The sequence below is a fragment of the Frigoribacterium sp. RIT-PI-h genome (assembly GCF_001297205.1).
GTDB lineage: Bacteria > Actinomycetota > Actinomycetes > Actinomycetales > Microbacteriaceae > Frigoribacterium.
Map to the genome: position 1 here is coordinate 1 of NZ_LHOZ01000058.1, position 24,419 is coordinate 24,419.

Consider the following 24,419-nt stretch of genomic DNA (forward strand, 5'->3'; position numbering starts at 1 on the left):
GATGGGCACCGCGCCTCCTCGCCGGGTCGGCCCCGTGTCGCGATGAACCCGGTTTCGAACGATGCACCCGGTTGCGACCGGGTGTTCGGTTCGAAACCGGGTTCATGGGCGCAGGAGGGCTCGCGTTGACAGGAGGGGGCGGCTCGTCTACTGTCGTGGAATCGGTTCCATGGAATCGATTCCACGCAGCGGACACGCCCTGCGACCCGCACCACTACGACGAGGTAGAGCCCGATGAACACCGTGACGATCAGGGACGTGGCGCAGCGCGCCGGCGTCTCGGCCGCGACGGCATCGCGCGTGCTGTCGGGCAACCCGGCCACCTCCGCCGAGTCGAGGGCCCAGGTCGAGCAGGCCGTGCGCGAGCTCGACTTCCGCCCCAACGCCCAGGCCCGGGCGCTGCGCTCGACCCGCTCCGACACCGTCGGCCTGCTCGTGTCCGACGTCCGCAACCCGTTCTTCGCCGATCTCGCCCACACCATCGAGCAGTCGCTGCTCGAGCTCGGCTACGTCACCCTCCTCGGCAACGCCAACGAGAACCGCGAGCAGCAGGACCGCTACCTCGACACCCTCATCTCGCGCCGCGTCGACGGCGTCATCGTCGCCCCTCAGGGCACCGACTCGGCCAGCATCGATTCGCTGCTCGCCCGCGAGGTGCCGACGGTGTTCGTCGACCGCACCATCCCCGGCGTCGACGTGCCGAGCGTGACGACCGACAGCGTCCCCGGCATCCGCGCCGCCGTGCAGCACCTCGTCGACCTCGGCCACGAGCGCGTCGGCTACGTCGCGGGCCCGCAGAGCGTGTCCACCGGCCGCGAGCGACTCGAGGCGTGGACCGCCGCTGCCGCCGAGCTGGGCCTCAGCACCGACCCCGACCTGGTCTACGTCGGCGACTTCCAGTCCGCCAGCGGGTCGGCCGCCGTGCACGCCCTGTTCGTGCTCGACGAGCCACCGACCGCGCTGCTCGCCGCCGACAGCCTCATGGCCGTGGGCGCCATCGCCATGCTCAACCGACTCGGCATGCGCATGGGCACCGACGTCTCGGTCATCGCGTTCGACGACATCGAGTGGTTCTCGCTGCTCGACCCGGCCCTCACCGTCATCGCGCACAGCGTCGAGGAGATGGGCCGCATCGCCGTCCAGCTGCTGCACGAGGTCATCGACGGGCGCACGCCCGACTCCGTCGTGCTGCCCAGCGAACTGATCGTCCGCGAGTCGACGACCCGCGCCTCCTCGTCCCCGACGCACCCGACGCACCCCACCCGACCCCGACCCCTCGGCAGGAACTGACCCATGCCCCACTCGATCGACGACGATCGCCCCCTGCTCACGCTCGAGAACGTCAGCAAGTCGTTCGGCCCCGTGCGGGTCATCGACGACGTCACCGTGCACGTCCGGCCCGGCCGCGTGCAGGTGCTGCTCGGCGAGAACGGCGCCGGCAAGTCCACCCTGATCAAGATGATGTCGGGCGTGTACCAGCCCGACGCCGGCCGCGTGCTGGTCGACGGCGAGGCCGTCCACCTGCCGAACACGCACGCCGCCGAGAAGCTCGGCATCGCGACGATCCACCAAGAGCTGAACCTCGTCGCCTCGCTGAGCGTCGCCGAGAACGTGATGATGGGGCGGTTCCCGACCCGGTTCGGCCTGGTCGACCGCCGCGAGCTGAAGAAGCGCGCCCGTGCAGCCCTCGACCTGATCGGGCTCGACGTCGACGTCGACCAGAAGGTCGGCGAGCTCGGCATCGCCCGCCAGCAGCTGGTCGAGATCGCGAAGGCGCTGAGCATCGACGCACGCATCCTGATCCTCGACGAGCCGACCGCGGCGCTGACCCGGCACGAGACCGAGATCCTCTTCCGCGTCGTCGAGCAGCTGCGCGCCCGCGGCGTCGGCATGCTGTTCATCAGCCACCACCTCGACGAGATCGCCGAGATCGGCGACACCGTGGCCGTCCTGCGCGACGGTGCGTTCGTCGCCGAGGTGCCCGCGTCGACCGACGAGGACGAGCTCGTCCGCCTGATGGTCGGCCGCGACATCGCGCACCAGTACCCGCGCACACCCGGCAGCGAGAGCGGCTCCCCCGTCGTCCTGCAGGTCGAGGGCCTGACGTCGAAGACCTTCCGCGACGTGTCGTTCGAGGTGCGGGCGGGCGAGGTGCTCGGCATCGCCGGGCTCGTCGGCGCCGGTCGAACCGAGGTCGTCCGCGCGATCGCGGGGGTCGACAAGTACGACTCCGGCTCCGTGACGGTGCGCGGCAAGCGCCTCAAGAAGGGCGACGTCGCGGGGGCCATCGCCGCGGGCGTCGGCCACGTGCCGGAGGACCGGAAGGCGCAGGGGCTCGTGCTGGGCGCCTCCGTCAACGACAACCTCGGCTACGCGACGCTCGCCAGCAGCGCGAAGGCCGGCCTGGTCGACTTCGCCGGACAGCGCGCGAAGGCCGACGAGGTCGCCTCGACCCTGCGGATCCGCATGCGCGACATCGACCAGGAGATCGGCTCGCTGTCGGGTGGCAACCAGCAGAAGGCCGTGTTCGGCCGCTGGATCATCGCCGGCTCGACGGTGCTGCTGCTCGACGAGCCGACCCGCGGCGTCGACGTCGGCGCGAAGGTCGAGATCTACGAGCTGGTGAACCGGATCACCGACGCCGGAGGCGCGGTCGTGATGGTCAGCAGCGAGCTGCCCGAGGTGATGGGCATGAGCGACCGCATCCTCGTGATGCGCGACGGAGTCGTCGCCGGCGAGGTCGCCGCGGCCGACGCCACCCAGGACACGCTGATGACGCTCGCGGCACGCGACGTCCCCCTGACGAACTGACCGAGAAGCACGGACCCGAGGACGACACCCATGACCACCACCACCGCGAAGGCGCAGCGACGCTCCTTCGACATCAAGACCTTCCTGGCCGCGAACGGAGCCCTCGTCGGACTCGTCGTGCTGTGCCTGGCCCTGTTCATCGCGACGCCGGACTTCCTGACCGGCCGCAACCTGCTGAACATCGGCATCCAGGTGTCGACCGTCGCCGTGCTGGCGTTCGGAATGACCTTCGTCATCGTGGCGGGCGGCATCGGCCTCTCGGTCGGCTCCGTCGCCCCGCTGTCGGCGGTGGGCTCGGGCTGGGTCTTCGCCCCGGCGGGGCTGCCCGGCGGCCTGGCGCTCGCGCTCGGACTCGGCACGGGCCTCGTGGCCGGCCTGGTCAACGGGTTCGCCAGCGCCTACGGCAAGCTGCCGTCGTTCATCGCGACGCTCGCCATGCTCAGCGTGGCGCGGGGCCTGACCCTCGTCGTCTCGGACGGTCGCCCGATCGCGACTCCCCCGGCCGTGTCGTTCCTCGGTGGCAACATCGGGCCGGTGCCCGTGCCGATCATCGTGCTCGTGCTGGCCGCGATCGTCGCGTCGTTCATCCTCAACCGCACCGTCATCGGCCGGTCGATGTACGCCGTCGGTGGCAACGCCGAGGCCGCGCGCCTCTCGGGCCTGCCGGTCAAGCGCATCGTCGTCACCGTCTTCGGCCTGGCCGGGCTGTTCGCGGCCCTCGCCGGTCTGCTGCTCGCCGGTCGCCTCGACTCGGCCCAGCCCCAGGCGGCCTCGGGTTACGAGCTCGACGCCATCGCCGCGGTCGTCATCGGTGGCGCGAGCCTGGCCGGCGGCGTCGGCCGCATCTCGGGCACCATCATCGGCGCCCTGGTGCTCGTCGTCATCCGCAACGGCCTCAACCTGCTGAACGTCACGTCGTTCTGGCAGCAGGTCGTCATCGGCCTCGTCATCGCCCTCGCCGTCGGCGTCGACGTGCTGCGCCGCAAGACGCGCAGCAGCTGACCTTTTCCACCCAACCCAACCCGAAGGACACACGATGAAGTTGACCTCGTTCCGCAAGGCCGCCACCGTCACCGCGATCGCCGCCCTGGTCGCGACCGGCACCGCCGGCTGCAACCGCACTCCCGCCGGAGAGGCGGACCGCCCCACGGTGGTCCTGTCGCTCAGCACCCTGAACAACCCGTTCTTCGTCGAGCTGCGTGACGGCGCGACCGCCGAGGCGAAGAAGCAGAACGTCGACCTCGAGATCGTCGACGCCCAGAACGACTCCGCCACCCAGGCCAACCAGCTGGCGACCGCGGCCTCGACCGCCGACGCCGTGATCCTCAACGCGGTCGACAGCGACGCTGCCGGCCCCGCCGCGAAGGCGCTCAACGAGGCCGACGTGCCGATCGTGGCCGTCGACCGTGCGGTCAACGGTGCCGACGTCGCCTCGTTCGTCGCGAGCGACAACGTCGCCGGTGGCGAGCAGGCCGCCAAGGCCCTCGCCGAGGCGATCGGCGAGAAGGGCGAGGTCATCGTGCTCCAGGGCGTCGCGGGCACTTCGGCCAGCCGCGACCGCGGTGAGGGCTTCACCAAGGGCATCGCGGCGTACCCGGACATCACCGTCGTCGCGCAGCAGACCGCGAACTTCGACCGCGCCACCGCGCTCGACGTGACCACCAACCTGCTGCAGGCGCACCCGAACGCCGTGGGCGTCTTCGCCGAGAACGACGAGATGGGCCTCGGAGCGATCCAGGCGCTAGGCTCGCGTGCCGGCACCGACGTCAAGGTGGCCGCGTTCGACGGCACCGAGGACGGCCTCAAGGCCATCGAGGCCGGTACGCTCTCGAGCACGATCGCGCAGCAGCCCGCCGAGCTCGGCGCCCTCGCGGTCGACCAGGCGGTCAAGGCCGTCAACGGTGGCAGCGGCGACGAGGGCCCCTCGGACCAGGCCGTCGAGGTCATCACCGTCACGAAGGAGAACGTGGGTGACTTCACCGAATGAGTGGTTCTGAATCGCAGGGCGCCGGCGGGGTCGGCATGACCGGCACGGTCGTCGTGGTCGGGTCGATCAACGTCGACCAGGTCGTGACCGTCGACCGCCTGCCCCTGCCCGGAGAGACGCTGATCGGCTCGTCGATGACCCTCTCCCCCGGCGGCAAGGGCGCGAACCAGGCCGTCGCGGCTGCCCGGCGCGGCGCCCGCACCGTGATGATCGGTGCGGTCGGCGACGACGGACGTGCCGACGACGCCCTGCCTTACCTGCGCTCGAGCGGTGTCGACTTCAGCGGCGTCGACACCGTCCCCGGGCCCACCGGCCTGGCGATCGTCAGCGTCGGAGGCGACAGCGAGAACACGATCGTCGTCGTCCCCGGCGCGAATGGTGCCGTCGGTGCATCGGCGGTCGGGTCGCACTCTGCTGCTCTGTCCGAGGCTGCGGTCGTCGTCCTGCAGGGAGAGATCCCCGTGGACGGCATCGCCGCCGCCGTGCAGCACGCCGGAGGGCGCGTGGTGTTCAACCTCGCCCCGGTGATCGACGTGCCGGCGGACGTGGTGAAGGCCGCGGATCCGCTGGTCGTCAACGAGCACGAGGGTCGCCTGCTGCTGGCCGCGTGGGGCGTTTCTGCTTCCGGTTCGCAGGCGACGGACGAGGAGGCGCGGGTCGATGACGAGTCGGTCGTCACCTCCCTGCGCGCCCAGGGAGTCACCTCGGTCGTCATGACCCGCGGTGCCGCCGGCGCGATCGTCTCCGATGCGTCGGGCAGCGTGCTGGTGGCCTCGCCGAAGGTGGCGGCCGTGGACTCGTCCGGAGCCGGGGACGCCTTCGTCGGCGCCCTCGCCGCCGGGCTGGCCGCGGGTTCGTCGCTGCTCGAGGCCGCTCAGGACGCCGTGCGCGTCGGGGCGTTCTCGGTGACGGGTGTGGGCACCCAGGCGTCGTACCCGACGCTCGAGGACGAGCTGCCTGCTGCTGTAGATGCCGCTCCGACGGAGGGGGCGGCGGATGCCGACTCGGCTGCCGAGATGACCTCGTGAAGCGCGGTGGCCTGCTCAACGCCCAGCTGAACCACGCGGTGAGCGGCCTCGGCCACGGCGACCTTGTCGTCGTCGCCGACTGCGGACTCCCCCTGCCCCCCGGAGTCCCCGTGGTCGACCTCGCCGTCGTCCACGGCCTACCCGCCTTCGCCGACGTGCTGGACGCCCTGACCGCCGACGTGGTCTTCGAGGCCTGTACGGCCGCGGACGAGAGCCAGGGCCGCGTGGCCGACGAGTGGATCACGTCCCGCTTCGACGACGTGGCCTACGTCTCGCACGACGAGCTCAAGCGGCTCTCGGGCAGCGCGCGCCTCCTCATCCGGACGGGTGAGGCGACCCCTTACGCCAACGTCGTCCTCCGCTGCGGCGTCCCCTTCTGAGGCACCTGCTCCACCTCGAACCCCGTTCCGTGCGATGAACCCCGAAGCTTCGTGGTTCATCGCACGGAACGGGGTTCTTCGTCGTCCGCGACCGAGCAGGAGGCGCGGTGCCGAACTCCGATACCGTCCTGACCAGGCCCTTCCTGGGGCCCGCCTTCGGGGGTTACCAGAACCTGAACGCAGGCTGCGTCGCTACCGGTCCTGAGGCCCCGAAGTCAAATCCCTTGTGCACAAGCAGATGTCAAATCGGATGTCTCAACCCCCGGTTTAGACAATTTTCTCCACACGGGTGTGGAATCACTAAACCCCTGGTCAAACGCCCCTAAACCGACTGAAGTATCTCGTTGTCCACAGCGTGATCCACAGTTCTCCCCAGGGTTGTCCGGCGTTGCTCACCGGTTCTCCCCAGAGTTATCCACAGGTGCATTTGCTGTGGAGAACTCGGTGTCCATAAGGTGTACCCGCGCTCGTCAGGGGTGGATCACGGCGGTTCGGCAGGGGGATGTCGGGGGTCTGTCGTACAACTGCCTTGAGCGTCTTCGGTGCTGCCCCGCACCCACCCGATTCTCGCTGGAGGACCCATGTCGATCGCCCATCTCGGTCTCGCTCCCGATGCGTCGAACAACCGCGATCGCGACCGTGGTGGCCCCGTCAACATGGACCGCGTTCCGCCGCACGACCTGCTCGCCGAGCAGAGCGCGCTGGGCGGCATGCTGCTCAGCAAAGACGCCGTGGCCGACGTCATCGAGACGGTCCGCGGCATGGACTTCTACGTCCCCAAGCACGAGGTCATCTACGACGCCATCCTGGGCCTGTACTCGCACGGCGAGCCCACCGACGTCATCACGGTCAGCGACGAGCTGATGAAGTCCGCCGACCTGTCTCGTGCAGGAGGCGCGGAGTACCTCCACACCCTCACCGGTGTCGTGCCGACTGCGGCGAACGCGGGGTACTACGCGTCGATCGTCGCCGAGAAGGCGGTGCTGCGCCGTCTGGTCGAGGCCGGCACGCGCATCGTGCAGATGGGTTACGCGAGCGAGGGCGAGGTCGTCGACCTGGTCAACAACGCGCAGGCCGAGGTCTACAACGTCGCCGGTGGGGTGCAGACCGAGGACTACGTGCCGCTGAACGAGGCCGTGACGGTCGCGATCGACGAGATCGAGGCGGCCAAGGGTCGTGACGGTCAGATGACGGGTGTGCCGACGGGGTTCGCGCAGCTCGACGCGCTGACGAACGGGTTCCACCCGGGTCAGCTGATCATCGTGGCGGCGCGACCGGCGCTCGGTAAGTCGACGTTGGCGCTCGACCTGGCGCGGGCGGCGTCGATCAAGCACGGGCAGGCGTCGGTGTTCTTCTCCCTCGAGATGGGGCGCAGCGAGATCGCGATGCGTCTGATGTCGGCGGAGTCGAGTGTGCCGCTGCAGAACATGCGCAAGGGAACGGTCGACGCGCGTGACTGGACGAACATCGCGCAGGTGCGTGGGCGGATCAACGATGCGCCGTTGTTCATCGACGACTCCCCCAACATGACGTTGGTCGAGATCCGGGCGAAGTGCCGTCGGCTGAAGCAGCAGCACAACCTGAAGCTCGTGGTGATCGACTACCTGCAGCTGATGACGTCGGGCAAGCGGGTCGAGAGCCGTCAGCAAGAGGTGTCGGAGTTCTCGCGTGCGTTGAAGCTGATGGCGAAAGAGCTGCAGGTGCCGGTGATCGCGTTGTCGCAGCTGAACCGTGGCCCCGAGCAGCGTGCCGACAAGAAGCCCGCGATCAGCGACCTGCGAGAGTCCGGATCGCTCGAGCAGGACGCCGACATGGTCATCCTGCTGCACCGCGAGTCCGCCTACGAGAAGGACAACCCCCGCCAGGGCGAGGCCGACTTCATCGTCGCCAAGCACCGCAACGGCCCCACCGACACGATCACGGTGGCGTTCCACGGCATGTTCTCGCGGTTCGTCGACATGCCCAGCTAGCGGCCGTCCTCGTGTAGAGTCCGCCGGCCCGATGCACGTCCGGTCGTGTCCTGCACGGAGTTTGCAACAGGAGCCGGATTTTCGGCCCTAAGTGCAAGGTGACCGCCTGGCGAAGGCAGGGCACGGAGCCGAAGAGTCGCCGTGGGGCCTGCGAGGCGTCCGACTGCGAACGGGCAACTCCGCGCGAATGGGGTTCGCGCTGACGACGCTCGTGGGTGGCATGGAGCTGGGTGCCGTCTCGGTGGTGCCTAGGTACGAACGTGGCCGGTGTCACCCTGCGCGCAAGAGTCGGGAGCGGAAGGGCGTGGCATGACTCCCTCGTGGTCAACCATGGTCGGTGTCATTGGAGCGACTCTGAGTCAGGCCAGGGAATGATGTAGGCCTACGTGAAGAAGCCCTTGTAGATAACGCGCGCAGCCACGATGAAAACACCCAAGACGGCAATGACCAACCAGAGGATGTCGAACACGACGCACACCCAGTAGAGAATGGGGGCTGAGGACTTCTTTGCGGGAAAAGCAGGCTTCTTGAGGTGGCCCAATTCCTTCTCGGCAAGGTAGCTGAAGAAGCCAGTCATTGGGTGGAACAGGAGGAAGTATTTCAAGGCATCAGGGATGCCGACATTATTTGACACGTGTTCGTCGTGCTCTGGCGGTGGGCCTGACGCCTTTCGGGACTGTGGCTCTACCGAGCCCGATTCCTCGTCCTCAGACTCCTCGAAGGCATCCTCCGCGAGGCGGTGACGCCGCTCGCGGGCTGTGCCTGGCATCTCATCACCCATTGACGAGAAGCTTGAGGTTGTTCAGCCTCCAGTACGCGGAATCACGAGAAGTGTCGAACAGGGCCGCGAGGTCATCAACGTCGTCGAGACGCGCCCACTCGCGACGAACAGCCTGTTCGGGCATCAGTAACGCCGCCGCGAGCATGTTCGCTTGGACTTCCTTGTACATATCCGCAGGGTCGGCATAGTCCGCAAGGGGCTTCCGATCCTCGACAAAGTCGAATTCATCCTCGGCGTCATCGTGCAGCACTGCATGAGCCAGTTCGTGCGCGATGGAAAACCGCTGCCGCTTAGGGGAATCGAACGCGTTGACCTCTAGGAGGTAGTCGTAAGCATCATGGTCATGCCTCCGCACGCGAGCCGACACCGTGTCGGGTGTGAAGTCCACGTATATCACCTCGCATCCAAACGCTTCGGCCAGCTGTGCGACATCGACGGGAGGCTTAGAGGGCGAGTTTGCCTCCTCGCGCATCTCCACTGCCAGGCGCTCGATGGCGCGTGGGGAGATGAAACGAGCAGGCATGTGTTAAGTGTAGCGATTTTGGGGGGCCTACTCCGGAGGCGCGCAAGTTAGACCGTTCTTTTAACTGGCGCTGCAGTGCACCTCTTCGGGTCTTCTGATTCAGCCCCCTCCACCCCAATACGAAACTGCACTTCCGGGCGCCGTTCGGCTACCGTTGCGATATGAGTCCCAAGGTGATTGTCTCCTCGCCCTCGAGTCGGAGCGAGCCAGCGCCCTCCGACTAATGATGCCCTCCGACGTGCCGGCCGGCCCTGAAAACCGCGTCGCAATTGCAGGCGTCTGGCACTCGTCTGGATATTGGGCTCGTCGGGCCAAGCGCCAGACGTTTGAACAGTGCTTCACCTTGGAGAATTCAACCTCGCCTCGAACTACGCCAAAGGAGTGATCTGGCGGTGGCGGTGGCGATCACGACTCGTCTCTGGAGTCTGGCTCCTGCAGTTCGCTCGTCGTCGAAGGTCGACTCGATAGCGGCCCTGACCGCTATGGGCGCTGAATTTCGCCCTGTTTTGCCCATCGAATCCTCGGCCCGATAAACACTGACTAGCCCGATCCACTCGCTTCTACCCTCAGAGGAAGAATGTCTCTCAAATACCGGCTTGTAGCGGACTTCGTTGGCCCCACAGTGATCGAGGTAGCTTACAACTCATTTCAAAGGTGGATCACGGAACGAAAAGGCATCTCCGTGGATCTCTCGCTGCTTGGCCGTCAATCGCCGCGTGACGGAGTCGAGGTCTCCGTCGAGGACGGCAGTTCTTTAAAGTCTCAAATTGTTCGGCTAGGCCTGCATGAGGAGACGAGTACCGGGCGCTGGTCAACAACGCTGACCGCCATGAATACCACGTCTGAGTCCTGGGTTTGGCTCGACCTGGAGCATGTCAGTGAAGACCCCTGGGGGGCGGAGCCGGTTGTTCAGCCACCTCGGCTTGTTCACTACCTCCTCGAGTCGTCTCAACTCAGCCTAGGCCCGGTCGCTTTGTGGCCCGTCGTGCGGAATGTGACCGATCCCGACGAAGCGCGCTCCGTAGCTAATCTAGTCCTGGGCAACGAGCGAACTTCCCCCCTTGTCGTTCTCAGTCACGACTACCGGGTGACTGACGAGGAGGTCTCCGTTAGAGCCAAAATCGTCGGTCGACAATTGGCTGGCATTGCCCCTGTCTTCGTCCTCAGCGCGGCATCAACCACTGCATTTAACGAGGAGTTACCGGAAACGCTGAGGACTTTTGGCGGAGCGGCCCGCACGTACTTCCCAGCAACGGACGATGTTAGGTCTGCGCTGTCTCGCCACCGTGTTCTGGGATCGAAATGGTTCGCCAATCCTTCTCGAGCCGCGAAGACCATTGCCGCGCCCCTCGTCTTCAGGAACTTGGCCGCCCGACCGCCCGCGTCCTACCGGGAAGAAGGCAGGGCCCTCATCAGGTCAATGGAGGGTGACGGCTCGCTGGAGCAACTTCTAGCCGACACGTTAGCCGCGGAAGCATCGGCTGATGCGGCCACGACCGAAAGCTCGCGGCTTCAAGAGGACCTCGAATGGTCTGCCGAACTGATGCGCGAGAGCGAGGTTACGATAGATAAGCAAGCTGCACGAATCCGCTACCTTGAAGCTCAGCTGTCTGAGGCTGGCCAATACTTGTCTGACGTGCCGACGCCCTTGCAGTATGACGGCGTCGAAATCGGCAACTTCGATGACGTCATAGCTGAATCCCGGGCCCAGCTTCCCCGAGTTGTCATTGGCGATGTCGAGCGCGGTGCTGACGCGCTAGACCAGTACCCGCAAGCCTCCTCTTGGGCGCGACGAACGTGGCAAGCGATGCTCGCTCTTCAGGGGTATGCCGAAGCAAGATCCCGTGGCTGGACCGGTGACTTTAAGAGCTGGTGCCGCGAACCCGAGACATCGTCCTCGGCGGTCATCCAGGAGTCTTGGGTCGCCCTTCTGGAGAGCAACACGGTCGACAACAACGCCAAGTACCGTTCGAGCCGCGTCTTCGGGGTGCCCACGAGAGTGGATGCTCGGGGTGAGGTCTACATGGCATCACACATCAAGATCGTTCAGGGCGGACGCCCGGCCCCGAGAGTGCACTTTTGGGATGACACGAACGGGACAGGAAAAATTTACATCGGGTACGTCGGCCCTCATCTACCGAACGGCCAAACAAATTAGAGATCGCAAGGGACTGCTGTCGGTTTAGTTGACTCGTCTTGTTTGGGGTTTTCAGGCCGCGTGAGCGGCGTGTGAGTTGATTATCTCGAACTCGATCAGGTGAGCCGGTCGAGCTTTCGTTGCCGTCTGCGGCGGTGGTAGTTCCGTGGTCCAGGTCACGATCGCCAACCGCATGTCCTGCCTCGAGTGCCACCGCTGCGTGTTCCGGACGTTCTTCTGCAGCAGTGAGAAGAAGGACGCCATCGCCGTTGTTCGACGAATTTCCTCGACTAGTTCGACCACCAGCACTCCCGGGGCGCCTCTTCTTCATGCGTCCGACTCCGATCTGGTCGTCCGTTGCCTCCCGTATCGCAAACTTTTAGTAGTTCCGGTCGGGCGGCTCGGAGACTTGCACGTGTGTACCCTGGACGGCTCGCCGTGACCGCGAAGCTGGCCTGTTGCATCGTTTCGATTCCGCGCATTTGCTCGACAACTTTAGCGAGCATGTCGTGATCAGAGCGACGATTGGCAGTCGGATCATCGCCCACGGGTGGCTGCCACGACTCGAGGATTTTCTCCCAAGCGTTCGTGAATAGAACCGCCACGGTGTTTTCGGGTACGTCGGGATTCGCGGCTGTGGCGACTTCCGAAACAAGGCGCTGCATGTAGCGGTGGTCGGAGAACTGCGTCGACTGGTGCGGAGCGAGGGGCCAGTCGACGTCACTTGGACTCAGGTCGAGCAAAATGGTCGAAACGGGATTGCTGAGTGACCGGGCCATCGCTCCGCCCTCGTAATTGATCCAAGGCCGATGTTGATTGGTTTCGGACAAGACGACGATGCCGTAATCGCTCGCCTTGAGCTTCGCCAAAATTGCATTCAGTTCGCGATCGCCCTGAGAAATGTCTTCACTCGAGACGAATACGTCGGCGCGGCCAGCACAGACTTCCGCTAAGGCCTTCCTGAGAGCCTCTGCCACGAGACATTCAGGCTACCCTGACTAACTGATAAATATCTCATATTTCTTACACGTAGGAAGAGCTCGGATTGTCTGAGGCTAAAACCTTGAAATGCGAGCGCACGGGTGTAGGCCGGGGGTATTCCGCCCCACAACAGAAGCGCGGAGGCAAACGGTATCGCGCTCGGCACGACGTGCAGCGTCTTTCCGGTCGACGCCGACAACGTCCCTCCCGCGAGGATCTGCCGATCTGCCGATCTGCCGATCTGCCGATCTGCCGATCTGTCGATCAAGCCCTATCGGCACCGTTCGTGCGAAGGGTAAAAATAACCGAGACGAGGGACTGCATCGAAGTGGTCCGGGCTGTTCGCTCACGTTCCGAGCAAATCCATCACATCGCGCAAACTTGGGGTAACCATATGGCTGAAGCGCGCCGGAACCTTGGCAACGTTCAACATCGAGGTCCACGATCGTTCGGTAACAACCACATCGCAATACGGAACCGCAATTGCAAGGGCCGTCACGTCGTTGAGGTCATGGCTGTCCCATGCCTTCTGAGGGTTCGCTTGTCGCTGGTGTCGCAGTTTCATCTCCACCCAACGTGATGGGATTGCTTCGACGATCGGGCGCATGTTGTCGAGAAGCTTGTCCATGCCCACGCCGAGTTCGATTCCGGCCCGGACCAAGAGATCCATGATGTCGGCGTACGTCGACGCAATCATGACTTCTTCGAGCCTGTGGCGTCCGATATTCGCGATCGCCTCCGCCACATTTCGCTGACCTTGCACAAAGCGCTCATCCGTGAGGCTCTTCACATCGTTGAGCACGAGCCTCATGTCATCTGGCACGCCATCCGGGGTCGCACCCGCAAGAAGAAGAGTCTCGTACTTGGGGCTGACGCGGCGCTGCAGTTCCATCCGGGCGACCGGCGGCAGGGCGTGGCCCTCCCATTCCGTTGGTGCCGTGTAACCAAGGGCTGGCCTCGCAAAGGCATGGGCAGCACCTTCGCCAAATATCGCCATGTCAGGGATGGCGTGCGGCAAGCCGAACACGGTAACAAGCGCTCTTCTGATCTCCCAGGGCACAATCGCGTGCGGCGGAGCTAAACGCAGCGTGCCGGAAAGGTGCATCATCGTCGTCGCGAGCTCCTGGCGCTTTCGGCGATCGCGTTGCTTGCCTGTCTCGTAGTAGTGAGCAGAACTTAGTGGGAAGCGAGCTCGACCTTCGTTTACTGCCGACGTGAGCGCGGCCAATGTCTCAACGAAGGGGGCTCCGAGCGGGTGTCCGGTCTTGGCGCGCGCAAGGTCAATCCACTTGTTTTGATCGAGATAGACCGTGAGCACATCTCAGTCTGTACCGCCCTCCGCGCCTGGGACTGCTGTAGGTCTAATTCTCTCTCGTGTTGTTCAGAATCGTGTAAAATCCCGTAGTCTTCGACGCTAGGTTACAGGTCGATCGCCGCTGGGCGTCTGAACGTTCGAAGGCCAGCGACTTACCGATTGAAAGAACTCCGTAGCGTCTGCCGTGTCCTTGAACTCAAGCAGGTTGCCGACTTTGCTTGCGAGGACGTCTCGCACTTCTGCCGGCGTGGCGAAGAAGAATTCCTTCCGGCTGTTGGCCTGATTGAGAGCCCGCGTCGCGAAGTGTCGGTGGAGTTCCGTCTCGAGAGTGACCGCGTCTTCGGAGAAGTAGATGGTGTGGATGTCGAAGCGGAAAGGGACAGAGGCGCCGCCGAGTTCATGCACTCGGTCGGCGGGTTCTAGGCGGCGCGTGAGGCCGATCTTGACGACACCTTCGCCGAAGGCTCCTCGATTCGAGATGACGTAGACGTAGCCGGCGCGGATGTTCGCTGCTCGGTAGTCGTTGTCGACGATGGCCTGGTCGATGGCCGCGAGCCGTAGTTCGAGGTCAGGGTCGGGCGTCCCACTGGCCTGCAGCTGACCAATGGTCTGCATCAGTAGGGTGCGTTCCTTGTCGAGCTGGGCACGCTGCTCTTTCAGTTCTCTCTCGACCCGCGCCTCCTCACGGAGGCGTGCCCTCTCTTCGCGTTGCTCCTCTTTCTCTTCCTGCTTTTTCATCAACCAGTCGGCCGTCAGCTCGATCTCCTCGATCCTGAGGCCGTGATAGGCATCGCTGATGTGCATCGCCATCATGCTGCCGAGCTTGGCGATCGCTGCTCGCGATGCCTCCAGCCGCTTCTTGGCGGTGTGCACGTTGCCCAACTTGAGGGTGCGGATGCTGTTCTCCGCCTCGGCGTTGTACGCACGCAACATGAGCTTGGCGAGGTCGTCGCTCATCTTGCGACCCTTGGCGAGAGAGTTGTCGAAGGTGAACAGGTTCGACTTCTCGATGGCATGCCCGTCGCGGACGAGGGCTGCCGACCTTGCTTCGACGTCCTTCAATCTCGGCAGGTAGGCCGTCGCATCCTCAAGCGGGTGGTGGTACCTGTAGATGCCGACTTCCTGCAGCACCTGCTCGTCGTCGAGCTCAACAGTGGCTGAAGAGACGGACTTTGCTGCGGCTTGTTCGGCCACTCGCAGGTTGGCGGCCTGCCTGCTTTCGGCCAGCTGCCGAGCCAGATCAGCCTTTTCCGAGAGCAACGTCGCGACGAGGTCCGAGGGGGCTGAGTCACTTGGGGCAGGCGGGTCGTTGGGTGTCTCGGGTCCACTCAGCCGTTCAGGAGCGAGACTCTCGAAGATCGGGCTGGGCGCGACCGGGGCCACACCGACGGGTTCTGACGCCGGTGTCACCTCGTCGAGCCAGAGTTGCCAGCCGTCGGGGACCGGAGGCCAGTCAACAGGAGGCATCCATCCGGCGGGGGGCTTCCAGCCCGACGGTACGGGCGGCCAGCCCGGGGGAGGGTTGAACCGACGCTCGTCGCCGCTCACGACCGACGCACGCCCGCCGTGTCGATGGCGGTGAGCGCCGACGGATTCTTCGCAACAGCGGCACCGAGGTGCTGCAAGGTGGCGAGAGGGATGACGCCGCTGAGGTCGATCTCCATGAACGTGTCACGGGGTGCAGCAACAGCGACCAGCGGGATGAACTTCTGGCGGCCCGTGGCCGGGTCGTTCGCCTCAGGACCGATCTGGGCGGAGATGGCCTTGATCAGCCCCCTCCGGTCAGCCTCGAAGATCTCGTGAAGGGATCGGAGGGCCACTTGGTGCAACGCGCTCGCGTAACGCTCGTTGGCGGCCGTCTTGGAGAGCTGGGTCTCGACGACCTCATCACTGGCCTTGACGTAGCGGAATCCCTTGATGGTCCGCAGGGCGTCCGGGGCGGGCACGGTCACACGCAGCGTCAACTCGGCGGTCGTGGGATCGAACTCGGCCTCGTGCTCGACGGGGAAGGCATCCGGGTAGAGCGAGTTCGCCAGCACGATGCCGACGTACTCCTGCACTGCGTCGACTGCGCCGTAACCGAGGCCGGCGATCAGGATGTCGATCGAAGAGTTCTGCTCGGCAACCTCGGCCTCTCGGACAGCGCAGGCTGCGTCGTAGCGTTCCCGCTCCGCCGCCAGGAGCTTGATGCGTCCTTCTTCGAGGGTGGCGTGTTCCTGAGCCTGTTGAGCGTCCTGGGTGGGAATCCAGTCGCGGTAGGCGGCCCACTGACCCCAGGCCTGTTCGTACTCCGCCCGAGCCCGCTGCTGCGCCTCCTCAAGCTTCTTCTTCTTGCCGAAGAGGCCTGTGGGTGCCGGCGGTTCGATGAACACCGGGGCCTCGGGGACCGGGGTCGGGAGCGGCGCCGGGCGAGGGGTCTCGAGGTCCCAGCGAGGGAAGGGCGGGTGCACCGCTCGAACCTTGAGGCCCTCCAGGTCGACGTAGTCGTCCAGGTCGAGGGTCAGGGCGAGCAATCCGTCGATCTCGCCGTACTCGAGGGCCAAGTCCTCGTTGAGCTCGTCAACCTCGGCCTGTCGCATCTCGACGTACGCGGCCTTCGCCTCGCGCTCATACCGCTTGCGTTCGGCCTCGTCGGCCCGCGCCATCGCGGCATTCGCCCGCTCTTGCTGAGCTCGCGCACGGACTGCCTGCGCGCGAGCCTGCGTCTGTGCGCGAGCGGCCGCGTTGGCACGAGCCTGCGCCAGGCGTTGTTGGTGCTGTACTTCTGCCAGGAATCCGCGTCGGCTCGCCATGTTCTTTCCCCATCGCTAATTGAACGAATCTCACTGTAGTGAACGTGAGCAGTTGTCGAGAGCGAATCGGTGGGCGAAGGCGGGTGAGACTGAGGTGCGATCAAGACGTGGTCCGGATCAGCCGTAGAGTCCCGACATGAAGGACACTCTTCCCCCTGCACCCAACCTCTCTGGTCCTGAGGAAACGAAGAAGCCCCTCGGGTGTGGCGCGATCTCAGGACTCGGTTGCCTAGGGGTGGTGGGTGTCATCGTTCTCGTCAGTGTTCTCTCGACGCTCGGCGGCGACGACGATGAGACAGCAGGTGACGCCGAGGTCGCGTCGTCTCGCTACACGCAGACCTGGAGCCAGGGCTACGCCGAGACGAGCTGTGACGAATGGAACCTCGAGATGACTTCCGCGCAGCAGTTTGCGGCCGCAGCCGACATCCTCACTTCAGCTCGCAACAAGATCGACGGAGGCGTGGGGTTGCCGCCTGATGCCTTGATCAGCGAGTTCCAGGCCGGCGTCACCAACGTGTGCATCGTTCCCACGATGACGCTGACTGATGCGACCTCTGGGCTCTACACGACGGAGCCGCGCTTCCATCCCTGACGGACAACTGTCGGCTAATGAGCAACACCTGTCGCCCACGTCTAACCTGGTGGGCATGATCGACCTCCCTGCCCGCACCCGTTTCGCCACCGTCGACGCCGAGCGCTCTGTCGCGCTCGCCGAGGTCGACCTCGAGGCTCCGGGGGAGTCGCAGGTCGTGGTGCGCATCCGGTACACGGGCGTGTGCGCGACGGACACGCACGGGTGGGCGTCCGGCGGGCTCATCCCGGCCGCGGTGTTCGGCCACGAGTGGACCGGCACCGTTGTCGCCGCCGGCAGCCGGGTCACGACCGTCGCCGTGGGGAACCGCGTCGTCGCCAGCGTCGGCCCGCCCTGCGGCACGTGCGCCATGTGCCGCGCCGGACACCCCGACCACTGCGACACCGCCTTCGCCGAGGCCAACGGCATCTCGCCCGACGCCCCCTCCCACGGAGCCTTCGCCCAGCACGTCACCGTCCACGAACGCCGCGTCCAACGCGCCCTCGATGGCCTCACCGACGAACAGCTCGGCCTCGTCGAACCCACCGCCGTCACCTTCCACGCCGTCCGCCGCGCCGGCCAGCCCCTCGGCTCGGTCGTCGTGGTCCAAGGCGCCGGCCCCATCGGCCTGCTCACCGCCCAGCACGCCCGCCACGCCGGCGCTGGAGCCGTCGTCATCGTCGAACCGATGGAGGCGCGGCGCGAGACCGCCTGCCGCCTCGGCTTCACCGACGTCCACGCTCCCGGGGAGGGCTTCACGGCTCGGGTGCTCGAACTGACCGACGGGCTCGGGGCGGACGTCCTCTACGAATGCACGGGCGCCTCCTCGCTGTTCCAGTCGAGCGCCGAGCTGGTCCGCCGCGGCGGCACGCTCGCCCTGCTCGGCTACCCGATGACCACCTCGGAGGTGTCGTACGGCGACTGGCAGAGCCGCGAGCTCACCGTCGTCGGCAGCCTGGCCTACACGCACTCGGACTTCGTCGGCGCCATGCGGGCGCTCGTCGACGGCTCGGTCGAGGCGGGGCCGCTGGTCACGGGGGCGGGCGGGCTTAACGAGTTGCCGGGGTTGCTCGTGGAGCTGGACAGCGGGAAGACCGAGCACGCGAAGGTGCTGGTGGCGCCGAACGGGTGAATCAGGGCGCGGCTGCCGCGTCGCACGTGCTGCGCGCACTGGGATGATGAGGCCGACTCCCTAGACGTGAGGAAAGCACGAGATGACCGAGCCTGCCGTTCCGTCCCACGAGGTCTCCACTCCGGAAGAGTCGGATGAGCTCGCGCCCCCGTCGACGCTTCGCTCCGAGACCATGCTGCGACTCATCACGCCGCTGACTCTTCAGGCTGGACTTCGCCTGATCGGCGTCACGTGGAACGTCAGAGACAAGGAAGTCACCGACGGCGCCGGTCTCTATTGCTGGGTGCATGGTGCGCGAGGCGGAGATCCGCTCCGATCAGGCGTGCTCTACATCGGCATCGCCGAGGGCGAAGGTGGCCTGAAGACGAGAACCACCAACGAGGAGAGTTGGCGAGGGGGTGACCACGCGCACGGCATCGCTCTCGAGCGCACGCACGCAACGGTCGTCACGGGCAGCGTCGACACTGCCGCCGACGTCGATCTCGGCTGGGTAGACGACCTCATCTCGGACGGTCGACTCTCCCCGACGGCGCGCCCGTTCGTGGATGAATGGCGAGAGAAAAGGGCGTTGAAAGAGGTCGAGGAAGTCGCCATCCGCCTCGCCATCCATCTGGGCGACACCGGTGCTCCCGTCAACTCGTTCCACGCCGGCGCCTGGCGGAACGATCGCCCCGCCGACTGGGTGGCCTTCGCCATCGCGCGCGAGCTCACCCGCCGACACGGGGGTGGCTGAGACCACTCGCGCGGCCACACCGCAGGAGGCGCTGGTCACGTGACCCGCGCCTCCTCGGATCACTGCTGGTTGGGCACGCAGGCGTAGTCGTCGCCGAAGGCCTCGGTGACGCGGCGGATGGCCTCGGGGGTGCCCCACTGCTCGATCTGCTCGCAGGCGTGGTCGGCCCGGGAGGCGTACATGCCGAAGGCTCCGACGTCGACGTAGCCGTAGTCGTAGCGCTCCGAGGGGCGTCCGCCGGCGCCGGGCTCTTCGGGAAGGTCGATGACGAAGCCGTCGGGGAAGCGCAGCTCGACCCCGTGTGGTGCACAGGCCGGGAGGGTCTCCGTCGTGAGGTCGGCCACGATCACCGGGTCGTAGGTGGTGCAGTACGGGAGGCGCGCGTCGGAGCCGGACAGCACGAGCGGCACGTCCGGATCGGCCCGCACCGCGAGCACCAGCAGCACCGACACGACGAGCAGCGCGGTGACGATGCCGGCCAGGACCTTCATGACGTGAACCTACCGCCGCGCGACCCAGCTGCGATCACGAGGGAGGAGGCACCAGCAGGACGCGCTGATCGCCCGGCCCCGAAAGGCACATACGGGGGCTGCGAGGATTATTCGCTTTCCGCTAGGGTGTCGCGAGCAGGCAGTGGTGAAGCGGTCGAGGAACTCCCGATCGCCGACTCCTGACCTTCTGGTGCAGTCATTCCCGCTCGGACTCCACCAGGCTTCGCGACGATCCCCCGACGGACGTTCGGCGTAGCTGCACACCTCTGTCGACCCGACCCGAAAGATAGACACTTGCCTCACGAGACGCCCGCCGGCTGGTACCCAGCACCGCACGCCAACAACGAACCGCGTTACTGGGATGGACAACGGTGGCACGACGCCGCCCCGATGGTCACCGAGGTGCCGACGATGCCCGCACCGGGTCCCGACGCCATGCAGATTCCGCCCGCCCAGCCGGGACCTGACGGGCAGCAGGCTTCGCCCGTCCAGCCGAACGGCGTTGCGCCGGGGGCTCGGTCGAGGAAGCTGGCTCTAGGAGCTCTCTTCGTGGGAATCGCCGCGTTCCTCACGGGCCTCGTCCCCGTGCTCGGCCTCCTGCTGGCACTCGGAGGCGTCACTCTGGGCATCTTTGCTCTCGTGAAGAAGCAGCAGAAGAACGCTGCCGTCACGGGCCTTGCCCTCGGTAGCGTCGCCCTGCTCACCGGCATCATCGCGACGTCTGCCGCGCTGGCCGGCCCCGGCACGACGGCGACCGAAGCAAGCGTGATCGAGACGGCCGAGGCCACGACGGAGGTCAGCGAACCTGCCGAGCCGACGGAGGAAGCGCCCGCGCCCGAGGCTTCCGAACCTGAGCCGGCGGCGAGTGCGGCACCGGCCGCCACCGGCACGATCGAGAGTCCCGCACCACAGCCCTACGTCGCCAAGGGATTCCTCGGCGGGGAGAAGTACAGCCTGACCGCGCGAATCGTTGACGCGAACGCCAACGCGCTCGTCGCGCAGTGGAACATGTTCAACGAAGAAGCCCCTGCGGGCTTCAAGTACGTCGTCGCAGAACTCGCCATGACGGGAATCGACCCGGACGGGGTCGAGCCGTCGCTGGCGTCCTACGATCTCTCTCTGGCGACTCCTGAGGGCAACCGGTACGACAGCGAATACATCATCTTCGGCGACGGGATGCCTTCGATGAGTGATGGCCCGAAGCTCTATCCCGGTTCGGCCTTCACGGGCTACACGGCCTACATCGTGCCCGAGGCGGCTCAGTCGTTCGTGCTCTACGACAACGGTCAGTACATCGCGTTCTAGCCGCGACCGCGGCAATCGCAGGAGGCGCTGGTCACCTGACCCGCGCCTCCTGCGCTTGCCCTACGCCTGGACGTCGAAGACGACGACGCGGGCGGACGCGTCGCCGAGGTAGCTGGCGACCGGCTGGTGCGAGGGGTGGGGCAGGTAGCCGTCCCGCGCCGCAGAGTCACGGAAGCACACCACGAGCATCCAGTCGAAGCCGGCCTCGAGCTGCTCGGGGCTGACGCTGCCGCCACTCGACACCGACAGGACTCCGTCGATGCCGGTCAGGTGCTCGGTCGACAGCCGCGTCGCCTGCTCGGCCACGTCGGCCGGGGCTCCCTCGGCCCACTCGACCAACACCACGTGCACGATCTCGTTCGTGTCCGCCATCCGCGCATCCCCTCGTCTGCGACGCCACCGGACGCGGCACGCCACGCGATCCTCACATGCACGATCGTCGCCCGCCCGGGACGAGACCGCAGGGACGTCAGGAGGTGAGGTCGACGTCCTGGAGGGACTCACGCCGGAGGGCGCGTCGGCGGCGGTACAGCAAGAAGTCGAGGAACAGCAATGCTGCCCCGACCGCCGCCAGGACGGTCCCCATCGTTTCACCGCGGACGGCGATGACGACACCGCATCCCAGGATCACCACGTGGATGATCGCCTGCACCGACGGGTCCTGAATCCAGCGCATCACCATGCCCGGAGCCTACGGCCCGTAGACGGCACCGTCCGGCCCGAGGTGCGACCGCGGGGAGCAGGGAACCGCAGGAGGCGCGGGTCACGCGACCCGCGCCTCCTGCGGTCCTTGCCGCTCGGGCCGGTCAGGCGCGGCGACGCAGGACGCGGTGGGCGAGGCCCGCGAGGGCGGCGCCGACCAAGGGCGCCACGAAGAAGACCCAGACCTGCGCCAGCGCGTCGGGTCCGCCGTACAGGGCCGCCGCCAGCGAGCGGGCGGGGTTCACCGACGTGTTGCTCACCGGGATGCTGATCAGGTGGGATCAGCGCCAGGGTCAGGCCGATCGCCAAGGGTGCCAGGGCCTTGTACTCGTTCTTGGCGGTTACCGAGAGGATCACGCCGACGAACACGGCCGTCAGCACGATCTCGGTGACGAGGACGGCTCCGAGGCCGAAGCCGCCGGGTGACGACGCCCCGAAGCCGTTCGACGCGAAGCCCGAGTCACGGGCCGCGGCGAAGTACCCGGCGGGGCCGTCGGACCTGGTGGGCCTGGTTGCACCCGTCTTAGATGGTCTGGCCGCCGGGCCAGGTGTTGACCGAGGCGTCAGCCCAGGGGCTGTGAGCCGATGACCGAGAGCAGCTGCAGTTTCTCGTGGCTCTCGGTCCCCGGCGCCGCCGTGTAGACGAGCAGGTAGTGCGACTGCTCGGGGTCGACCAGCGTCTGGCAGGTCAGGTGCAGGTCTCCGAGCTCGGGGTGCACGAAGTGCTTCGACGCCCTCGGGCGCAACCCGATCTCGTGGTGGTCCCAGACGGCACGGAACTCGTCACTGACCTCGAGCAACTCGTCGACGATGCGCCTCGCCCGCGACCCCGGACCTCGACGCGTCGCGACGTCCCGCAGCCCGGAGACCCAGAGGCGCGACAGGAACTCGTGGTCCTCGTCCGCGTAGAGACGGCGACTGCCGGCGTCCGTGAACCACCGGTAGCCGATGCTGCGCTCGAGACCCGTCAGACCGGCCGTGTCACCGGTCAACGCCACCCCCAGGGGCGTCTGCCGCAGTGTCTCGCCGAGCTCGCTCGTGACCTCGGCCGGGGTGTCCCCGAGCCGGTCCAGGATGCGAAGCAGACCAGGGCTGATGTGGTCACCCGACGGTGGACCGACCGGCGGCTGGTGCCCGGCGAGGCGGAAGAGGTGGTCGCGCTCGCCGAGGGCGAGATGCAGACCCTGTGCGATCGAGGCGATCATCTGCTCGGACGGCTGCGGGCCCGTGCCCCTCTCGAGCCTGGCGTAGTAGTCGGGCGACATGTGGCTGAGCGCCGCGACCTCTTCACGGCGCAGTCCGCTGGTCCGATGCCCCCGACCCCGGGGCAGCCCGACGTCCTCGGGCTGCAGCGCACCACGTCGACGCAGCAGGAAGGCACCCAACGCGTCTCTGTCCATGGGTCAGTTCTAGCGCCTCCTCGGCTCGATCCGGAGACCGCAGCCAGGACTCGACGAGTCCTGGATGTCACGTCGCGACTCCCTCAGAGTCGTCTGCACCACCACCATCTGCGACCGGCCGCCCGACCGCGCCGCCACCGGTCGCACGACCACCCGCCCCAGGACCAGGAGCCCAGCATGCCTCGCAGACCCGTCTCTCTCACCCTTCCCGACCTGACCGGGAGGCGCGCCGTCGTCACCGGCGGCAGTGACGGCATCGGCCTGCGCATCGCGGCACGGCTGGCGGCCGCCGGCGCCGACGTCGTGCTCCCGGTGCGCAACGCCGTCAAGGGGGACGCCGCCGTCGCCACGATCCGGCGTGAGACGCCGGCCGCCCGGGTGTCGACGCGACACCTCGACCTCTCGTCGCTGGCCTCGGTCGCCGACCTCGCCGACGAGCTGCTCACCGACGGCCGGCCGATCCACCACCCCGTCGCCAACGCGGGGATCATGACGCCGCCCGAACGGCAGACCACGGACGACGGGTTCGAGTCGCAACTGGGCACGAACCACCTCGGGCACTTCGCGCTCGTCTCACGGCTGCTCCCGGTGTTGCGGGCCGGCCACGCCCGCGTGACCTCGCAGATCAGCGTCGCCGCCGACTCGAACGCCGTCAACTGGGACGACCCGAACTGGGAGCAGAGCTACGACGGCATGCGCGCCTACAGCCAGTCGAAGATCGCCCAGGGCCTCTTCGGCCTCGAGCTCGACCGGCGCAGTCGCGCCCTCGGGTGGGGCATCACCAGCAACCTCTCCCACCCGGGGGTCGCCCCGACCGCCCTGCTCGCCGCGCGCCCCGAACTGGGCCGGACCGGCGACACGGTCAGCGTCCGGGTGATCCGCGTGCTGTCGGCCCTCGGCATCACCGGCACCCCGGATTCGGCGGCCCTGCCCGCCCTCTACGCCGCCGTCTCGCCCGACTCCGAGCCGGGCGGGTTCTACGGGCCCTCGGGACCCGGACATCTCGGCGGCGGCCCTGGTCCCCAGAGGTTGTACCGCAACCTCACCGACGCGGACGCGGCTCACCGCAGCTGGCAGCTCTCCGAGCGGCTCACCGGGGTCACGTTCGCGACGTCCTGATCGTGCGCCGCGTCCGCGGTCGGCGTGGGGCGCCGTGTGCGAAGCGGGGGCCGACGACGGTCGCTGCGACGATCACCACGAAACGGTGACCAACACGACCAGCAGGCCGGCCATCTCCATCAGCCCTCGACGAGGACGCGGAGGGCCTCGACGAGCGCCCGGTTGCCGACGCGCAGGGCGGCGACCTCGGCCTCGAGGGCTGAGGGAGATGGCCGGCCTGCTGGTCGTGTTGGTCACCGTTTCGTGGTGATCGTCGCAGCG

24 protein-coding genes and 1 pseudogene are annotated in these 24,419 nt (G+C 66.7%); 13 read left to right on the forward strand and 12 right to left on the reverse strand.

Features of this window, described 5'->3' with window-relative positions:
- The first annotated feature begins 234 nt into the window (after nt 1-234).
- From AEQ27_RS05415 to dnaB, 7 genes are all read left to right on the forward strand, one after another.
- Complete coding sequence (locus AEQ27_RS05415; RefSeq protein ID WP_054145736.1) at nt 235-1,290, forward strand: LacI family DNA-binding transcriptional regulator; 1,056 nt, start codon at nt 235-237, stop codon at nt 1,288-1,290.
- 3 nt (nt 1,291-1,293) lie between these two features.
- Entirely contained in the window at nt 1,294-2,811 is a 1,518-nt protein-coding gene (locus AEQ27_RS05420) for a sugar ABC transporter ATP-binding protein (protein WP_054145737.1), read from the forward strand.
- A gap of 30 nt (nt 2,812-2,841) precedes the next feature.
- Nucleotides 2,842-3,813 carry an ABC transporter permease gene (locus AEQ27_RS05425; protein ID WP_054145738.1) on the forward strand — a complete coding sequence of 324 codons (972 nt, stop codon included), beginning with the start codon at nt 2,842-2,844 and terminating at the stop codon, nt 3,811-3,813.
- A 34-nt stretch (nt 3,814-3,847) separates the two neighbouring features.
- The gene (locus AEQ27_RS05430; RefSeq protein ID WP_054145739.1) at nt 3,848-4,798 is read left to right on the forward strand and encodes a substrate-binding domain-containing protein; all 951 of its coding nucleotides are present in this window, start codon (nt 3,848-3,850) and stop codon (nt 4,796-4,798) included.
- Nucleotides 4,795-5,826 carry a ribokinase gene (locus AEQ27_RS05435; RefSeq protein ID WP_235450989.1) on the forward strand — a complete coding sequence of 344 codons (1,032 nt, stop codon included), beginning with the start codon at nt 4,795-4,797 and terminating at the stop codon, nt 5,824-5,826. The genes AEQ27_RS05430 and AEQ27_RS05435 overlap by 4 nt, the downstream gene beginning before the upstream one ends.
- On the forward strand, nt 5,823-6,206 hold the full coding sequence (gene rbsD / locus AEQ27_RS05440; RefSeq protein WP_054145741.1) for a D-ribose pyranase: 384 nt from the start codon (nt 5,823-5,825) through the stop codon (nt 6,204-6,206). The genes AEQ27_RS05435 and rbsD overlap by 4 nt, the downstream gene beginning before the upstream one ends.
- Nucleotides 6,207-6,787: 581 nt before the next feature.
- Entirely contained in the window at nt 6,788-8,176 is a 1,389-nt protein-coding gene (gene dnaB / locus AEQ27_RS05445) for a replicative DNA helicase (RefSeq protein WP_054145742.1), read from the forward strand.
- A gap of 382 nt (nt 8,177-8,558) precedes the next feature.
- On the opposite strand, the gene AEQ27_RS05450 is transcribed toward dnaB, so the two are convergent.
- Together AEQ27_RS05450 and AEQ27_RS05455 are read right to left on the reverse strand one after the other, a co-directional pair.
- Nucleotides 8,559-8,957 (reverse strand): hypothetical protein, encoded by a 399-nt coding sequence (locus tag AEQ27_RS05450; RefSeq protein ID WP_054145743.1) that lies wholly within the window; start codon nt 8,955-8,957, stop codon nt 8,559-8,561.
- On the reverse strand, nt 8,950-9,480 hold the full coding sequence (locus AEQ27_RS05455) for an ImmA/IrrE family metallo-endopeptidase (RefSeq protein WP_082383272.1): 531 nt from the start codon (nt 9,478-9,480) through the stop codon (nt 8,950-8,952). The genes AEQ27_RS05450 and AEQ27_RS05455 overlap by 8 nt, the downstream gene beginning before the upstream one ends.
- A 577-nt stretch (nt 9,481-10,057) precedes the next feature.
- Between AEQ27_RS05455 and AEQ27_RS17120 the strand changes: the two genes are divergently transcribed.
- Nucleotides 10,058-11,638, forward strand: a complete 1,581-nt coding sequence (locus tag AEQ27_RS17120; RefSeq protein ID WP_152970183.1) for a hypothetical protein — start codon at nt 10,058-10,060, stop codon at nt 11,636-11,638.
- Between the two features lie 51 nt (nt 11,639-11,689).
- Here AEQ27_RS17120 and AEQ27_RS05460 read toward each other — a convergent pair.
- The 5 genes and pseudogenes from AEQ27_RS05460 to AEQ27_RS05475 all read right to left on the reverse strand — a co-directional run.
- Nucleotides 11,690-11,884: pseudogene (locus AEQ27_RS05460) on the reverse strand (IS3 family transposase); the annotation flags it as partial.
- Nucleotides 11,885-11,907: 23 nt separating this feature from the next.
- A complete protein-coding gene (locus tag AEQ27_RS17125) occupies nt 11,908-12,594 on the reverse strand; it encodes a hypothetical protein (protein WP_152970184.1) in 687 nt (228 codons plus the stop codon).
- A gap of 350 nt (nt 12,595-12,944) precedes the next feature.
- Entirely contained in the window at nt 12,945-13,916 is a 972-nt protein-coding gene (locus AEQ27_RS05465; RefSeq protein ID WP_152970185.1) for a hypothetical protein, read from the reverse strand.
- A 96-nt stretch (nt 13,917-14,012) separates the two neighbouring features.
- On the reverse strand, nt 14,013-15,461 hold the full coding sequence (locus AEQ27_RS05470) for a DUF4041 domain-containing protein (protein WP_054145747.1): 1,449 nt from the start codon (nt 15,459-15,461) through the stop codon (nt 14,013-14,015).
- Nucleotides 15,458-16,558 (reverse strand): hypothetical protein, encoded by a 1,101-nt coding sequence (locus tag AEQ27_RS05475; protein WP_082383274.1) that lies wholly within the window; start codon nt 16,556-16,558, stop codon nt 15,458-15,460. Before AEQ27_RS05475 ends, AEQ27_RS05470 begins: the two co-directional genes overlap by 4 nt.
- Nucleotides 16,559-16,841: 283 nt before the next feature.
- Here AEQ27_RS05475 and AEQ27_RS05480 point away from each other — a divergent pair, with 283 nt between their 5' ends.
- The 3 genes from AEQ27_RS05480 to AEQ27_RS17130 all read left to right on the forward strand — a co-directional run bounded on the left by AEQ27_RS05480 (nt 16,842) and on the right by AEQ27_RS17130 (nt 19,141).
- A complete protein-coding gene (locus AEQ27_RS05480) occupies nt 16,842-17,297 on the forward strand; it encodes a hypothetical protein (protein ID WP_152970186.1) in 456 nt (151 codons plus the stop codon).
- Nucleotides 17,298-17,352: 55 nt separating this feature from the next.
- Nucleotides 17,353-18,408 carry a zinc-binding dehydrogenase gene (locus tag AEQ27_RS05485; protein ID WP_054145750.1) on the forward strand — a complete coding sequence of 352 codons (1,056 nt, stop codon included), beginning with the start codon at nt 17,353-17,355 and terminating at the stop codon, nt 18,406-18,408.
- An 82-nt stretch (nt 18,409-18,490) separates the two neighbouring features.
- The gene (locus tag AEQ27_RS17130) at nt 18,491-19,141 is read left to right on the forward strand and encodes a hypothetical protein (protein ID WP_152970187.1); all 651 of its coding nucleotides are present in this window, start codon (nt 18,491-18,493) and stop codon (nt 19,139-19,141) included.
- A gap of 59 nt (nt 19,142-19,200) precedes the next feature.
- Here AEQ27_RS17130 and AEQ27_RS05495 read toward each other — a convergent pair whose 3' ends face one another.
- Nucleotides 19,201-19,632 (reverse strand): hypothetical protein, encoded by a 432-nt coding sequence (locus AEQ27_RS05495; protein WP_054145752.1) that lies wholly within the window; start codon nt 19,630-19,632, stop codon nt 19,201-19,203.
- 294 nt (nt 19,633-19,926) lie between these two features.
- On the opposite strand from AEQ27_RS05495, the gene AEQ27_RS05500 reads away from it, so the two are divergent.
- Nucleotides 19,927-20,937, forward strand: coding sequence for a DUF2510 domain-containing protein (locus AEQ27_RS05500; RefSeq protein ID WP_082383275.1), 1,011 nt, complete (start codon nt 19,927-19,929; stop codon nt 20,935-20,937).
- A gap of 60 nt (nt 20,938-20,997) precedes the next feature.
- Here AEQ27_RS05500 and AEQ27_RS05505 read toward each other — a convergent pair whose 3' ends face one another.
- The 4 genes from AEQ27_RS05505 to AEQ27_RS05515 all read right to left on the reverse strand — a co-directional run bounded on the left by AEQ27_RS05505 (nt 20,998) and on the right by AEQ27_RS05515 (nt 23,039).
- Nucleotides 20,998-21,309, reverse strand: a complete 312-nt coding sequence (locus AEQ27_RS05505) for a Dabb family protein (RefSeq protein WP_054145754.1) — start codon at nt 21,307-21,309, stop codon at nt 20,998-21,000.
- Nucleotides 21,310-21,406: 97 nt separating this feature from the next.
- Complete coding sequence (locus AEQ27_RS05510; protein WP_054145755.1) at nt 21,407-21,619, reverse strand: hypothetical protein; 213 nt, start codon at nt 21,617-21,619, stop codon at nt 21,407-21,409.
- 124 nt (nt 21,620-21,743) lie between these two features.
- The gene (locus tag AEQ27_RS18710; protein ID WP_200908326.1) at nt 21,744-21,899 is read right to left on the reverse strand and encodes an aquaporin; all 156 of its coding nucleotides are present in this window, start codon (nt 21,897-21,899) and stop codon (nt 21,744-21,746) included.
- 303 nt (nt 21,900-22,202) lie between these two features.
- Nucleotides 22,203-23,039 (reverse strand): helix-turn-helix transcriptional regulator, encoded by an 837-nt coding sequence (locus tag AEQ27_RS05515; RefSeq protein ID WP_054145756.1) that lies wholly within the window; start codon nt 23,037-23,039, stop codon nt 22,203-22,205.
- Between the two features lie 177 nt (nt 23,040-23,216).
- Here AEQ27_RS05515 and AEQ27_RS05520 point away from each other — a divergent pair, with 177 nt between their 5' ends.
- Nucleotides 23,217-24,158, forward strand: coding sequence for an SDR family oxidoreductase (locus AEQ27_RS05520; protein WP_054145757.1), 942 nt, complete (start codon nt 23,217-23,219; stop codon nt 24,156-24,158).
- The last annotated feature ends 261 nt before the right edge of the window (nt 24,159-24,419 follow it).

What these genes read in the sequence shown, in the direction of transcription:
- AEQ27_RS05510 (WP_054145755.1), bottom strand. Translation starts at nt 21,619, where the DNA reads ATGGTGATGCGCTGGATTCAGGACCCGTCGGTGCAGGCGATCATCCAC.
- AEQ27_RS17120 (WP_152970183.1), top strand. Translation starts at nt 10,058, where the DNA reads ATGTCTCTCAAATACCGGCTTGTAGCGGACTTCGTTGGCCCCACAGTG.
- AEQ27_RS05495 (WP_054145752.1), bottom strand. Translation starts at nt 19,632, where the DNA reads ATGAAGGTCCTGGCCGGCATCGTCACCGCGCTGCTCGTCGTGTCGGTG.
- AEQ27_RS05435 (WP_235450989.1), top strand. Translation starts at nt 4,795, where the DNA reads ATGAGTGGTTCTGAATCGCAGGGCGCCGGCGGGGTCGGCATGACCGGC.
- AEQ27_RS05475 (WP_082383274.1), bottom strand. Translation starts at nt 16,558, where the DNA reads ATGGCGCGGGCCGACGAGGCCGAACGCAAGCGGTATGAGCGCGAGGCG.
- AEQ27_RS17130 (WP_152970187.1), top strand. Translation starts at nt 18,491, where the DNA reads ATGACCGAGCCTGCCGTTCCGTCCCACGAGGTCTCCACTCCGGAAGAG.
- dnaB (WP_054145742.1), top strand. Translation starts at nt 6,788, where the DNA reads ATGTCGATCGCCCATCTCGGTCTCGCTCCCGATGCGTCGAACAACCGC.
- AEQ27_RS05520 (WP_054145757.1), top strand. Translation starts at nt 23,217, where the DNA reads ATGCCTCGCAGACCCGTCTCTCTCACCCTTCCCGACCTGACCGGGAGG.
- AEQ27_RS05415 (WP_054145736.1), top strand. Translation starts at nt 235, where the DNA reads ATGAACACCGTGACGATCAGGGACGTGGCGCAGCGCGCCGGCGTCTCG.
- AEQ27_RS05430 (WP_054145739.1), top strand. Translation starts at nt 3,848, where the DNA reads ATGAAGTTGACCTCGTTCCGCAAGGCCGCCACCGTCACCGCGATCGCC.
- AEQ27_RS05420 (WP_054145737.1), top strand. Translation starts at nt 1,294, where the DNA reads ATGCCCCACTCGATCGACGACGATCGCCCCCTGCTCACGCTCGAGAAC.
- AEQ27_RS05515 (WP_054145756.1), bottom strand. Translation starts at nt 23,039, where the DNA reads ATGGACAGAGACGCGTTGGGTGCCTTCCTGCTGCGTCGACGTGGTGCG.
- AEQ27_RS05505 (WP_054145754.1), bottom strand. Translation starts at nt 21,309, where the DNA reads ATGGCGGACACGAACGAGATCGTGCACGTGGTGTTGGTCGAGTGGGCC.
- AEQ27_RS05455 (WP_082383272.1), bottom strand. Translation starts at nt 9,480, where the DNA reads ATGCCTGCTCGTTTCATCTCCCCACGCGCCATCGAGCGCCTGGCAGTG.
- AEQ27_RS05450 (WP_054145743.1), bottom strand. Translation starts at nt 8,957, where the DNA reads ATGGGTGATGAGATGCCAGGCACAGCCCGCGAGCGGCGTCACCGCCTC.
- AEQ27_RS05425 (WP_054145738.1), top strand. Translation starts at nt 2,842, where the DNA reads ATGACCACCACCACCGCGAAGGCGCAGCGACGCTCCTTCGACATCAAG.
- AEQ27_RS05485 (WP_054145750.1), top strand. Translation starts at nt 17,353, where the DNA reads ATGATCGACCTCCCTGCCCGCACCCGTTTCGCCACCGTCGACGCCGAG.
- AEQ27_RS05480 (WP_152970186.1), top strand. Translation starts at nt 16,842, where the DNA reads ATGAAGGACACTCTTCCCCCTGCACCCAACCTCTCTGGTCCTGAGGAA.